This window comes from Kitasatospora sp. NPDC091207 (assembly GCF_044768625.1).
Classification (GTDB): Bacteria; Actinomycetota; Actinomycetes; order Streptomycetales; family Streptomycetaceae; genus Kitasatospora.
In genome coordinates, this window is sequence record NZ_JBIVVS010000041.1 from 1 (window position 1) to 13,170 (window position 13,170).

Consider the following 13,170-nt stretch of genomic DNA (forward strand, 5'->3'; position numbering starts at 1 on the left):
GGCCGCCCCACCGGCGACACCCGGGTGGCCGCCGGTCGCGACAACCAGGGCTCCTCCGGCCGCCGCCGGGCACCGAGGCGCGTCGCCCTCGCCGCGTAGTACCCGTCGGGTCCGGCTCGCGGTGCGGACCGGGGCCCGCTCAGTTCACGAGGTCGGCGCCGCCGGCTTCCCACGACGGCCGCCCGCGGAATCCGTCAGCACCGCCGCGGCCCGCTCCGGCGGACTCCGCCGGCCGCCCCACCGTCAGTGCCCTGATGACCGCCGGCCTCGGCGGGAGAGACACGGAGGAGTCCACCCATGACCGCCACCCTCGAACGCCCCGCGACCACCGCTACGGTCGGCGACCTCATGAAATGCCCGGAGCTGCAGATCAGTGACGATGTCATGGTCGACACGGCGATGGACATCATGAAGAGTTCCGGCGCCGACCACGTCCTGGTCCGCGACGACGACGGCCGCTGCGCGGGGCTGCTGACCCGCCTGCACCTGGCGCCGTTCCAGGCCCGCTCCTGGTACACCGAGCGCACCCCGGTGCGCGCCATCGTCCTCCACCGCGCCCCGTTCGCCACCGCCGACATGCCCGCCGCCGTCGCGGCCGCTGCCATGCGCGCCCGCGGCCTGGACACCTGGCCGGTGGTGGACCACGACGGCCACGCCATCGGCCTGCTCAGCCTCTAGGACTCGACCGCGGGCGCCAATGCGGCGCAGAGGGCATCCGGGCTCGGGGACCGGGGGCGACGGTCAAGCCCGCCTGTGAGCCCATGGCGCCCACCGGCCCCGCGGCCGCTGGTCAAGCTGCGGCGCCCAGCCCCTGTCGCGTCCGGTCCCGTGCCCTCACCATCGGCGGCCGCCTCCCGGCGGGGATTCGTCGGGGTGGTGCGGCGCACACGGAGCTGGGCTTCGTCTCCTCGGGGGCGGTCGCCACAGGGCCCGGGTTCACGCGCAGCACCCGGGCCACACCGGTGGTCGAGGCTTGACAGCGCCGCTTCCCGGGCGGCCTGCGGTGAGCACCTGCTGCTCACCGCGGGCCGGTTTCGTCGGCCTGGATGGCTGGGTCAGGTGTCGGCGGCGGGTTCCTGGCCGTGCTGGGAGCGGCGGAGCCGCTCGTTGATGCGCAGGGCTTCCTCGAGTTGGTCTTCGAGGATGATGATGCGGCAGGCGGCGTCGATGGCGGTGCCCTGGTCGACGAGGTCGCGGGCGCGCATCGCGATCCGTAGTTGGTAGCGGGAGTAGCGGCGGTGGCCGCCGTCGGAGCGCAGGGGGGTGATGAGGCCCTGCTCGCCGAGCGAGCGCAGGAAGCCCGGGGTGGTGCCGGTCATCTCGGCGGCGCGGCCCATGGTGTAGGCGGGGTAGTCGTCGTCGTCGAACGAGCTGACGGGGTCGGGGGTATGCGGTCGGATGGTTGCCGTGGTCACTGCACCTCTTCTTGTTGTGTCGGGGGACGCGCTGAGGGGCCCCGGGGCCATTGCGGCTCCCGGGGCCCCGAAGGGTTTTACACCATCTGCCGGCCCTGTGGCCGACTTCCTTATGTCCGCCTCGCCCCGGGGGTGGGGGCGTGCGGGGATCGCGTATGCGTGACCGGAAACCACCGTCCTTGCCTTGGGGTCTTCGGAATCCGCCCGGTTGATGCCTCGCGGGCCGGGCGATCCTGATGGCGCTCTGTCCCCTCCGTTCATCCTCTGTACTGACCGATTACTGCGAACCGCGGGTACTTCCACTACCGGGTACCGCGACCTGCTCGGAACTGCGAACTGCGTGGTAGTGCCAACTACCCGGTGCTGCTGCGGCGGTCCTGGTGGTCCGCCGGTTCCGGCAGCCAGCCCCGTCGCCCGTCCTGCTCAACCGCTCGGCTTGGAACCCCACTGCCGGACTCCCAGCACGCGCGCCCGCAGTCTTGGGCGCCTTCACTGGGGTACCGCGTACTGCGACTGCCGGTACTGCGCAACTCAACTTCACCTGCTGGTCATGCACTTACCGAAGTGCGGCACCGCTCGGTGGCGGCCCCTGATGCCTGCGGGCCGCCCGGCCCGGTTGCCAGTCCCGTTGCCGTCCTGCACCTGCCGTGGCTTCGGGACTCCGCTACCGCGCCGTCTTCGCGTCACCTTCTTCACGCCCACCTGCCCGGCGCGTCTTTTGACCTGCGGTACCGCTGGGCGGCGGCCCCTGATGCCTGCGGGCCGCCTGGCCCGGCCACCGGTCCTGTCGCCTTACTGCGCCATCCCTGGCTTCAGGACCCTGCAACCGTGCCGACCTGCGAACTTCTCTCCTGCCGCCCGCCAGTTCGTGTCTGGCGGGTACCGCTTGACCGCGTCTACGAGAGAAAATCTAGCCATGGTGTGCGGCAATGTCTACTCCAACGGGCATAGATTTTGCGGTGTCGGTCGGGGAGGTGGTCCTCGCCCTGTGCGACGCCATCGGCACCACCAGGCAGCACGGTGACCGCCCGCCGGGGCCCGATAGGCGCCACCGCGTCCGCACTCCTGGATCAGAAGGCACGGACGGCGGGCGTCACAGGTCGGGCGGACGCACCCCTCCAGCGCGGCGGATACCACCTCTGCCAGGTCGACACCCTGCCCTGTCGGCGCGGCGTACGGCTGAGCGGGTGCCCCCGGCCGGACCGCGTCGGAGGCCGCCGGGTGCTGCGGAACCATGAATCACCGTGAACCCCGTGTGAACGGTCCGATAAGTCGCCGTCCGGCGCGTTGACGGCCCTGGCGGCTGCGGATAGAACACTCAGCACATAGGTGATTGTGCACATAGGGGGCTCGATGCAGTTCGAGTATGTCCTGCTGGCCCTGCTGGCCGGCCGCCCGCTCAGCGGGTACGACTTGCGCAAGTGGGTCGAGACGGAGGGCCAGTTCCTTCGTTCGCGGGCTCATCACAGCCAGATCTACCGCCTGTTGGGCCGGATGGTGGCCGACGGCTGGGTGGCGTTCGAGGTCGATCCGCGCGAGGGGCGTCCCGACGCCAAGGTGTACCGGCTGACGCCGGTCGGGCGGGAGGCGCTGATGGCGTGGGTGCGTTCCCCGTACGAGCCGCCCAGCCGGTTCCAGGACGCGGACTTCCTCTCCCGCTTCGCCTTCGCCGCGGTCCTGGACCGCGAGGCGGCGATCCGTCTGATCCGCACCGAACTGGACCACCGGCGTGAGCAGATCACCCGCAACCGGCCCCGTGACCGCACGGTCCGCTTCGAGGACCCGTTGCCCGAACTGGACCAGGAACTGGCGCGCGAGGTCTACGAGGAACTGCACCGGTACGGCGCGGGCGCAATCGACGCGTGGGTCGCCTGGCTGGAGCGCATGCTCCGGCGTCTCGAACAGTGGCAGCCGGGGCCGAAGGTGCCACCGGCCGGAGAGGAGAGCGCCTCATGAAGGCGATCATGGTGATGTTCGACAGTCTCAACCGGCACCTGCTGCCGCCCTACGGCGGGGACTGGACGCACGCGCCGAACTTCGCGCGGCTGGCGGAGCGGTCGGTCACGTTCGACAACGCCTACGCGGGGTCGATGCCGTGCATGCCGGCCCGCCGGGAGATCCACACCGGCCGGTACAACTTCCTGCACCGCAGCTGGGGCCCGCTGGAGCCGTTCGACGACTCCATGCCCGAACTGCTCAAGCAGAACGGCGTGTACGCCCACCTGGTCAGTGACCACCCGCACTACTGGGAGGACGGCGGTGCCACGTACCACGGCCGCTACAACACCTGGGAGTTCTTCCGAGGCCAGGAGGGCGACCCGTGGAAGGGCCTGGTCGGCGATCCGCAGATCCCCGAGGACTTGAAGAAGCTGCGGTTCGAGGCCTACCGCCAGGACTGGGTGAACCGCCCGCACATGGCGACCGAGGACAAGCACCCGCAGACGCTGACCTTCGACGCGGGCCTGGAGTTCGTGCGCACCAACCGGGACGCGGACAACTGGTTCGTCCAGATCGAGACCTTCGATCCGCACGAGCCGTTCTTCAGTCACCAGCGGTTCAAGGACCTCTACCCGCACGACTACGACGGCCCGCACTTCGACTGGCCCGACTACAAGCGCGTGGTGGAGACCCCCGGGCAGGTCGAACACGCCCGCCTGGAGTACGCGGCGCTGCTGTCGATGTGCGACCACTCCCTCGGCCGGGTACTGGACCTGATGGACGAGCAGAACCTGTGGGGAGACACCCTGCTGATCGTCAACACCGACCACGGCCTGCTGCTCGGTGAGAAGGGCTGGTGGGGCAAGGTCGTCCAGCCCTGGTACAACGAGCTGGTGCACCTGCCGCTGTTCGTCTGGGACCCGCGGGCGGGCAGAGCCGGGGAGCGGCGCCAGGCCCTGGCACAGACGATCGACCTCGCGCCGACGCTGCTGGAGTACTTCGGCATCGAGCGCCCCGCGGACATGCAGGGCCACCCGCTGCCGGTCGCCGAGGACACCCCCGTGCGCGAGGCGGCGCTGTTCGGCGCCCACGGTGGCCACGTCAACGTCACCGACGGCCGGTACGTCTACATGCGTGCCCCCGCCACGGCGCAGAACACGCCGCTGCTGGAGCACACACTGATGCCCACCCACATGCGCGGGCGGTTCTCACCGGCCGAGCTGGCGGACCTTCAGCTGGCCGAGCCGTTCACCTTCACCAAGGGCGTGCGCACACTGCGCGTCCCCGGGCGCACCTTCATCAACCCCTACCAGCACGGCACCCTGCTCTTCGACCTGGAGAGCGATCCGGAGCAGCGCACCCCGCTCATCGACGACGCGGCCGAGCTGCGGATGGCGACCCTGTTGGTGGAGCTGATGCGCGCCGGTGACGCCCCGCCGAGCCAGTACGAGCGCCTGGGTCTGCCGGCCGAGGGCCCGGTCGGCGCGGAGCACCTGCTGGTCCGCGCCCAGCGCGAGCAGGCCGACCGGGCGGCCCAGCCGCTGCCCCGCCCGGAGGACTACCCCTCGGGACGCTTCTCGCTGCGGACCCCGGTCTTCGCCCTGATCTCCGACCCGGTCGCCGTGGAGGTGATGCGCCGGCACCTGCCCGGCATCGTCGACTCCGAGTTCCTGCAGTTCCTCGGCCCCACCCCACTGATCGACGTCGCCGCCCTGGCCGGCGGGCTCACCGACGTCTCCGCCCTGCACCGGGTGGCCGAGGAACTCGCCGCGCTCTGACCGGCCGCCGCACGACCTGCCGGTGACGGGGCGGCAACCCCGTCACCGGCGAGCACAACCCCTTTCCCCGCACTGCCCCTTCTGACGAACGATGCGAAGAGCGGAGTCGCGCATGTCCGACCTTATCGAGGCCACCTCCGGATCCGCCACGAGAACCGGTTCACCTCCTGTCAGGGGCCGTTGGGCCCAGCTCTCGCTCCTCGGCGGCGCCATGCTGGTCGACGGAACCGAAGCCGGCCTGGTCACCGGCCTCTTCCCGGTCATCAGACAGGCCCTGGACCTCACGCTCGGCGCGCTCGGTGTCCTGACCGCCGCCGGCAAGCTGATCGGTGTGCTCGCGGCCCCGCTGTGGGTGTGGGCAGCGCGCCGCTGGTCCCGCAAGAGCGTCCTGGTCCTGTCCACCGGCCTGTGGGGGATCTGGGGAGTGGCCGCCGGCTTCTCCCAGAACTTCGCCGAGCTGCTGCTCTTCGTCACGGTCCTCGCGGCCGGCTACGCAGCGGCCCAGCCGCTGGTCTCCGAGCTCCTCGGCGACCTGTTCGACTCGGCGTCGCGCGGTCGCGCCGTCGGTGCCCTCTACGGCGGGCTCGCGCTGGTCGGTTCGGTGCTCGGCCCGCTCATCGGACAGCTCGCGGGAGTTCGCGACGGCTGGCGCTGGGGACTGTGGGGCGTCGGCGTCCTGAACATCCTCTTCGGCGTGGTGCTGCTGCTCTGCTTGCGCGACCCCGGCCGCGGCGCGGCCGAACACCAGCTCGCCGACCTCGACCAGGCCACCCGCGGGACCCGGGCGAAGATCGACCTGGCCACCGTCGCCTCGCTGTTCAGGATCCCGAGCTTCGCGATCCTCCTGGTGTCACGGCTGCTCTCCGGACACCTGCTGCTCTCCTCGTTCGCCGTCGTCTACCTGGTGGACGTGTTCGGCTTCACCACCCAGCGGGCCGCCGTCGTCCTGATGCCCCTGGGCATCGGATACCTGCTGGGCACCCTGTCGGGCGGGTTCCTCGCCGACTGGGCCGCCCGCCGAAGCCCCCGCCACGGACTCCCCGGCGCCCTCCAGGGCGCCCAGATCGCCTTCGCCGTCCTCGCCTTCCTGGGCACCCAGGTCCACTACAGCGGCATCGGCACCTACGCCCTGCTCTTCTGCCTCATGGGCGTCGCCCAGGGCGTCAACCCCAGCCTCAACCGTCCGATGGTCATGGCGGTCACCCCGCCCGAACTACGGGCCACCGCCTTCACGATCTACGTCTCGGTCTTCGAAGCCGTCGCCTGGGCCGTCTTCGGCCTGGGCGCAGGCTTCCTCGGCCAGACGTACGGGCTGCAACCGGTGTTCCTGGCGGTCCTGGTGGTCCTCATGCTCGCCAACGGCGCCTTCCTGACCCTTCTCCACCTGCCCTACGCCAACGACGTACAGCGGGTGCAGCGCGAACTCGACCGCAGGCGCCGAGTCGCCCTGGCCTGACGCCGGCCCGGACCCCGACCCGGCGCACAGCCAGGTCCGCGAACACCTTCCTGGAGGAACCATGCCCCTGCCCCCGCCTCCCTGCTGCACCCCCTCGCGCGGCGCCGGACCGAGCCGGCCGCTCGCACTCACACCCGCGCCCGCGCCGTGCCCTGCCGACGGCCCCCGGGACGGCATGGTCCTCCTGCCCGGCGGCGAGTTCCTGATGGGCACCGACGACCGCGAAGGGTTCCCCGACGACGGCGAAGGACCCGTGCGCCGGGTCCGGCTCGACCCGTTCCTCATCGACGCCTGCGCGGTCACCAACGAGCAGTTCGCCGCGTTCACCGCCGACACCGGGTACCGGACCGACGCCGAACGCCTCGGCTGGTCCTACGTCTTCGCCCAGTTCCTCCCGGCCGCCCTGCGCCGCACCGCCGCACGAGTGGAGCGAACCCCCTGGTGGTGCGCCGTGGCCGGAGCCGCCTGGGACCGCCCCGAGGGCCCGGGCAGCACGGTCGCCGACCGCGGCGACCACCCCGTCGTCCACGTCTCGTGGAACGACGCCCACGCCTACACCGCCTGGGCCGGCAAGCGCCTGCCCACCGAAGCGGAGTGGGAGTACGCGGCCCGCGGCGGACTCGAACAGGCCCGCTACCCGTGGGGCGACGAGCTCGACCCCGACGGCACCCACCGTTGCAACATCTGGCGCGGCACCTTCCCCACCAGGAACACCGCCGCGGACGGCTACCGTGCCACCGCCCCCGTCGACGCCTTCGACCCCAACGGCTTCGGCCTGTACAACATGTCCGGCAACGTCTGGGAGTGGTGCGCCGACTGGTGGACCACCGACCACCCCACAGCCCGCCCCCTGGCCGGCCCCACCGGCCCCGCCACCGGAACAGCCAAGGTCATCCGCGGCGGCTCCCACCTGTGCCACAAGTCCTACTGCAACCGCTACCGCGTCGCCGCCCGCAGCTCCAACACCCCCGACAGCTCCAGCGGCCACGCCGGCCTCCGCTGCGCCCGCGACGCCCCCTGAGCCCGAGGGAGCCGCCGTGAGCTTCTTGGGATGTGGTGCCTGATGCCCATGCACGCCGACAACACATCACGCACTACAGGACAGACCTGGCACCGGCCATCGAGGCCGAAGCCGCACCCGCCGAATCCAGGGACCTTCTTCAGCGGTGGCACCAGGCCGGTAGCACCGAAGCGGTCATGTACCGGTTCGCCGCCACCGCCGGCCCGTCCGCACTTCACCAAAGGATCTGCCTCGTCCACGAGGCATGGGAACGCGGCTACGACAAGGCCCTGCCCCACCTCTCGGTTGCCACCCGCAAGGCCTACCCGGCAACTGCCATGGCCTTCGCCCTCGGACCTCAGTGCAACGCCGAACTACCCGGTTGGTCCGGAGACCTCATCCTCACCCCCGAACAGGTCCTCCGGACCCTCCCCGCCGTCGAACGAGCCTTCACCTGGACCACTCGAACACGACGCCGGGCCGAGCCGCTTCTCGCCGCCGCCCTCCACCCCGAAGGCGACCGGGAGGACATCGACGCCCTTCTCGACGGCGTCCCCCGGTCTGGCGTGCCGCAGCAGGCGCCGGCCGAGGCCTGCTCGGAGCTCACTTCATTCCCTGACCGTGCGAGTGCTTCGAGCCGTACCTTCCCCTGAACCACCTGGACCCGTGTCGGCCCGGCAATCCTGTCCGGCTCGACTGCCACGACGCACCGCGCACCGGAGACGACGATGACCCGCACGACCCCGCAACGCCCCGTGGATGTGGAGCAGCTCCTCCCCGAGCTGGTGCCGCTGAGCCGCGACGCAATTCGCCTCCACCCGCGGGCCGGCAGCCCGTCCCCGGCCGAGAGTTCGGTCGGCGGGCCGCTGCTGTGGCCCGCCGACGAGCCGTGGCCGCTCTGCCCGAGCAGCAGCCACCCGGCGGAGTGGGGCCGGCCCGCGACGGAGGGGCCGGTGCCGATGGTGTCCGTCGTCCAGATCCACCGACGGGACGTGCCCCAACTCGACTTCCCCGCCGGTACCGACCTGCTCCAGGTGCTCTGGTGCCCGTTCATCGTCGACCTCTGCCCGGAGCCGACGCCCCGGGTGGTCTGGCGGAACTCCGACTCGGTGGGCCCGATCTTGGCCGCAGCGCCGTCGACCGTCAGCACGGTACCCAAGGACAGCATCCCGGCCCCGTGCGTCCTGCACCCCGAGCCGGTGGTCGACTACCCGAGCTGGGACATGCCGGAGGAGGTGAGCCCGGTGCTGCGCGTCCGGATGGAGGAACTGAAGGCCCGTACCGGTCTGTGGTACAGCTACCACCTGGCCGAGGCCCCGGGGATCAAGCTCGGCGGATATCCGAGCTGGACCCAGGAACCCTGCTGGCCGGACTGCCCGACCTGCGGGCAGACGATGGACCACCTCCTGACGGTGAGCAGTTGGGAGTACGACGGTCTGTCGTACCGCACCTGGCTCCCGCTGGAGGACCGCGACAGCGAGACCGGCGAGGAGCGCCGGGACTCCGCCGGGGAGCGGGGAGCGCACAGTCCCGCCCAGGTGATGTTCGGGGACGCGGGCGGCGTCTACATCTTCGAGTGCAGGTCGTGCCCGGACCGTCCGGTGGACCACCACTGGGACTGTTCGTGAGGCAGCGCGACCGCACCCGGCCGAAGGGTGCGGGCGTCAGCGGGCCTCGAAGGCCCCCGGGGCGAGTCGGCGGGTGACCACCCGCGCGATCGTGTCCAGCGCGCCGCAGGCGCATGCGACCGCCGATCGATCACATCCTGGCCTTCGTGCCCCGCGCGTCCCCTGGCCCGACACTCGTCAGCCTGTTCTCAGTCGGCCGCGGTCTCGCACTCGAGAATGCGGCCGTCCACCGTGCCGAGGAGCAGCTGCCGGGGGCCGGCCACCGCGAGCGACAGCGGGACGGTCGGAATGCCGTTGACTTCGAGGCGGGTTCGCCATCGCAGGGTGCCGTCCGCTGCGTCGAGTGCGATGACCTCGCCGGAGGCGAGGGCGGCGAAGATGGTCCGGCCGTCGGTGTCCAGTGCGGTGGCAGGGTGGTCGGCGGTGAACACCCACTGCGGCAGGCCGTCCGGGAAGCGACGTCGGACGATGAAGGCGTGCCCGGGCTGCGGTCCATGTGGATCGTGGACCTCGCCGGCGTGTACCAGGGCACCGTCCTTGCCGCCGTTGTCGGCGAGGCGGAGGGCCGGGCCGCCGTAGAGGTGACCGTGGCGGCCGGCGTCCCATTCGAGGGGGAAGAGCCGGCGGACCTCCGGCTCGCCACCGCCCACCCGCGGGATGACGGACACGATCCACTTGTCCTTCCAGTACTTCTTCTTCTTGCCCTGGAGGAAGAGCAGTTCGGGGCTGTACCGGACCGGGAAGTAGTGGTTGAAACAGTCGTAGCCGCCGATGGCCACGCCGGTGGACTCCCGGCGCTCCGGGGGGAGCAGCACGATCGGGGACTTCGGCTCGTCCTGGCGGGTGTCGCGGAGCGCTATGCGGCCGTCGAGGTCGGCCGCCAGGACGGCGGGGAAGGCGACTTCAGCGGCTTCCAGGGTGCTGCCGTCGGCGAGGGAGAGCCGCTCGACCGTGCTGCTGTCGTCTTCCCAGCCGGAGCCGTTCCAGCGGCCCGGGTGTGCCACGTTCACCCAGGCGGACTCCTGGTCGGGGCAGACGTACAGCTGACGTGCACCGTCGGGGTCGGGGACCGACCATTCGCGTGTGCCGGAAGGCAGCCAGCTCTCCAGCTTCGTGCCTTCGAGTACGGCCAGCACCCTGCCGTCGGCCAGTGCCTCAAGCGCCCAGACCTGCCGCCGCAACGACCACCACCTCTCCTGTGCGTGACCGAGTGCGGTGACCATGTCCTGGGCGGCCTCCTCCGCACCGTCCGGGCGGGGCCCGGCTTCGACCAGCGGCCCGGTGAGTTCACGGGCCGCGACGCTCCGGTCGGCGACGGCATTCCAGTCCTCGCGTTCGAGGACAGCGGCGGAACCGTGGGTGAACGGCTTCTTCGCCGCGTCCTCGTCGGGCGGGGCCACGACCAGTTCGAGGGCGAGGCCGTCATCCCTCCAGCGCACCCGGCGGACCTCGCGGCGATCCTTCAGCGCGGAGACCACGCTCCCGTTCGTCAGGTCGACGAGCAGCAGTTCACCCTCGAACATGTAGCCGCCGTCGTACGAGCCGGTGCCGACGGCCAGCAGCGGCAGGCTCGGATGGAAGTCGAGGGAGTTCACCGGCCATTGGGTGTCGACGACCTGCCGGCAGTCCAGCTCGTCGAGCCCGTAGACACCGACGCGGTGGCCGCGCCAGCCGCTGACGGACCGGCCGGACCAGTAGAGGTCCCCGAGATCACCCCCGACGGCGATCTCTCCCCGCGTCTCGCAGCGCACCGCCACCAGGGGCGCGCCGATCTCGGCGAAGGGGCCACCTCCGAGAACACGGTCGACGGACAGGGGTTCAGGCATCAGGCGATCCTCCAGATAGCTCGTCGGCATCCTCGCACGCCATCCCGCCGGCGAATGATGAGCGAGTACCAGGAGGAGTGAACGCCCCTGTTGGACCGACAGCGTGCTGCCGTGCTCGGCCCACCACAGCTGTCCTCTCGGCAGGCATGACAAGCAGCCGTTCGGTTCGAGAGCCGTCGGGCCCCGTCCAAGAGGCGTGATGCCCATCACGCCGAGGCCGCTCAGCGGCGCCACGACGCCGTCACCGCCGGGCCCTCCACCCCGTGGAGCTCCGGCCAGGTCGAGGGACAGGCCACGAGGGCGGAACTACTCAAAAGGCAAGGCTTCGGACGAGCCGACCTTGACTTCCTCCGCAGGCGCTTACTCCGCACGCCCTGACCCGACTGCGCCACAAGACCAGCGCCAGCGTGTTCGCCTGTTGGCGGGTCAGGGGCTGCCTTGTCCGGTGATGCGCAGTGCGACAGCGATGTGGCTGAATCCGGGGATGGGCGACCCGACGGCCTTCTCGTAGCGCACAGCGTCAGCGATCCCGAGCTTCTCGCCGGTGGAGAGGGTTCTGTTCGTCGTCCACAGGAGCATTCGCAGGCTTTCGTCCTGGACGCCGAGGAGCGCGGCGGCAGACTCCAGCGGCGCACCGGTGCCAACCCTCCAGTCGGCTACCGCGGCCCAGAAGCCAGTCACGGTGTCCCAGCAGATCATGCTTCGGGGTCCAAGCAGCAGGCGCATCTCGTCGGGAGACCGGAACGTGTCGAGGCCGTGGGAGGCGAGGTTCTGGAGGTTCTCCAGGAGCGTGACAACGAACTCGTACTCGGCCTCGTCCTTCAGCAGATCCTCGACGACCACCAGAACCTCAGCGGTCGCGCCGCAGTCCCGCCGGGCCGCCCGAAAGGCTACCTGCCGGCAGACGTCCAGGTCGCTGATGTCATCTACCGATCCTGGCTTCACACCCGCGAGTTCGAGGAGCCGTTGTGATCGCCCGGTCTGCCGTCGACGCCACGGGATTCGCATCGTGTCTCTCTCCGCTTGCAGCAATGGCGATCATGGTCGCCCATGGTCGGCCAGCATGCCACGGCGTTCCGGGAGGCGGTTCAAGGGGATCGATGGCAGCAGGCGTTGCGGACGACCCAACATCACAAGATCAGCGACAGAGCCGACATACGTGACCGTCGACAAATGGGGGACGTTGAGCTCGCCGGTCTCCTCGTGCCGCTGCCCGGCGTGGTTGACCCTCTCACGCCAGATCTGGTTCTCACCCGTCAGCACCCGCGACGCGATGAACAGGGCGAGCACATTCCCGTCCACCGGCGCCTGGACCCGCACCGGCAGCGTGAACGCCCCCGCGCCTTCCCCCTCCGCGAATCCGCGGTCTGTTGTCACCGGGGGATCACAGGTCAGAACCGGGTGAGGCGGCCCCGACGCTGCTGACCCAGACAGGGAAGGCCGCGATCTCCGGCTCGGCGGCCTCGATCTGCTCCGAGTCCTGCAGTTCATCAGAGTCCGACAAGGTGATGACCCCGGGGTTACTGTCGGCCAGGAATCCCTCGACGACTGACCCGAGGTCATCGGAAGGCACGTAGGCTCCGCCGAACGGCAACTCATCCGGTGGCACCGACCCGGTCGAACACCTCAACTGCCCGGCGACGTCGTCGTGCCACACGTAGAACGTCGCCACCCCGGGAAAACCCAGTTCGCGGATGCGGACACGGAGAGCTGAAGCAGTCCGCTCGAACGCAGCCACCACCTCGGAGACGGACAAGGACCTCCTGTCCTCGACCTCCGCGCTCAGCCACCAGGTGTTGGTCTCCCACTCCACCCGCCGGTCAGCCGGTTCCAGTACCAGGGGCTCGTCCGCCACCTCGGCGATCCATGTCAGCAGCACCACAGCAGTATCCCCGCACGACTCGGGCCCCGGGAAGTGCCAGAGGAAACGATGTAGGAGACCGGCCGGTCTTGCCTGCTCCCCACGTCCGTAGGGATGGTCCCAGCGATGAGGCCGGGGGAGCGGACCCCGAAGCTGCTCCCCGCACTGCGGGGATGGTCTCCAGAACGCCTCCGCCCTGGCCGGCACCGACGACTGCTTCCCGCGCCCGCGGGGAGAACTGATGCCGATCGTGGGGGACACCGGCCTC

The 13,170-nt window shown here is 70.6% G+C and carries 12 protein-coding genes; 7 read left to right on the plus strand and 5 right to left on the minus strand.

What is annotated here, in order from left to right:
* The first annotated feature begins 297 nt into the window (after positions 1-297).
* Positions 298-678 (plus strand): CBS domain-containing protein, encoded by a 381-nt coding sequence (locus ACIQTO_RS36375; protein ID WP_402397556.1) that lies wholly within the window; start codon positions 298-300, stop codon positions 676-678.
* 377 nt (positions 679-1,055) lie between these two features.
* Here the strand turns inward: ACIQTO_RS36375 and ACIQTO_RS36380 are convergent, their stop codons facing one another.
* Positions 1,056-1,337 (minus strand): MerR family transcriptional regulator, encoded by a 282-nt coding sequence (locus tag ACIQTO_RS36380; RefSeq protein ID WP_402397651.1) that lies wholly within the window; start codon positions 1,335-1,337, stop codon positions 1,056-1,058.
* Positions 1,338-2,768: 1,431 nt separating this feature from the next.
* Between ACIQTO_RS36380 and ACIQTO_RS36385 the strand changes: the two genes are divergently transcribed.
* The 6 genes from ACIQTO_RS36385 to ACIQTO_RS36410 all read left to right on the plus strand — a co-directional run bounded on the left by ACIQTO_RS36385 (position 2,769) and on the right by ACIQTO_RS36410 (position 9,215).
* Positions 2,769-3,371, plus strand: a complete 603-nt coding sequence (locus ACIQTO_RS36385; protein WP_402397559.1) for a helix-turn-helix transcriptional regulator — start codon at positions 2,769-2,771, stop codon at positions 3,369-3,371.
* Positions 3,368-5,131, plus strand: a complete 1,764-nt coding sequence (locus ACIQTO_RS36390) for a sulfatase (protein WP_402397562.1) — start codon at positions 3,368-3,370, stop codon at positions 5,129-5,131. The genes ACIQTO_RS36385 and ACIQTO_RS36390 overlap by 4 nt, the downstream gene beginning before the upstream one ends.
* 112 nt (positions 5,132-5,243) lie before the next feature.
* Complete coding sequence (locus ACIQTO_RS36395; RefSeq protein ID WP_402397564.1) at positions 5,244-6,587, plus strand: MFS transporter; 1,344 nt, start codon at positions 5,244-5,246, stop codon at positions 6,585-6,587.
* Positions 6,588-6,648: 61 nt separating this feature from the next.
* Entirely contained in the window at positions 6,649-7,608 is a 960-nt protein-coding gene (locus tag ACIQTO_RS36400) for a formylglycine-generating enzyme family protein (RefSeq protein WP_402397566.1), read from the plus strand.
* Between the two features lie 176 nt (positions 7,609-7,784).
* Positions 7,785-8,240 carry a hypothetical protein gene (locus tag ACIQTO_RS36405; RefSeq protein WP_402397569.1) on the plus strand — a complete coding sequence of 152 codons (456 nt, stop codon included), beginning with the start codon at positions 7,785-7,787 and terminating at the stop codon, positions 8,238-8,240.
* Between the two features lie 75 nt (positions 8,241-8,315).
* A complete protein-coding gene (locus ACIQTO_RS36410) occupies positions 8,316-9,215 on the plus strand; it encodes a DUF1963 domain-containing protein (RefSeq protein ID WP_402397571.1) in 900 nt (299 codons plus the stop codon).
* Between the two features lie 188 nt (positions 9,216-9,403).
* On the opposite strand, the gene ACIQTO_RS36415 is transcribed toward ACIQTO_RS36410, so the two are convergent.
* From ACIQTO_RS36415 to ACIQTO_RS36430, 4 genes are all read right to left on the minus strand, one after another.
* Positions 9,404-11,041 (minus strand): hypothetical protein, encoded by a 1,638-nt coding sequence (locus tag ACIQTO_RS36415; RefSeq protein WP_402397574.1) that lies wholly within the window; start codon positions 11,039-11,041, stop codon positions 9,404-9,406.
* A 426-nt stretch (positions 11,042-11,467) separates the two neighbouring features.
* Positions 11,468-12,073, minus strand: a complete 606-nt coding sequence (locus ACIQTO_RS36420) for a hypothetical protein (RefSeq protein ID WP_402397577.1) — start codon at positions 12,071-12,073, stop codon at positions 11,468-11,470.
* Between the two features lie 6 nt (positions 12,074-12,079).
* Positions 12,080-12,418, minus strand: coding sequence for a hypothetical protein (locus ACIQTO_RS36425; RefSeq protein ID WP_402397579.1), 339 nt, complete (start codon positions 12,416-12,418; stop codon positions 12,080-12,082).
* A 7-nt stretch (positions 12,419-12,425) separates the two neighbouring features.
* A complete protein-coding gene (locus ACIQTO_RS36430; RefSeq protein ID WP_402397582.1) occupies positions 12,426-12,923 on the minus strand; it encodes a hypothetical protein in 498 nt (165 codons plus the stop codon).
* Positions 12,924-13,170: the final 247 nt, after the last annotated feature.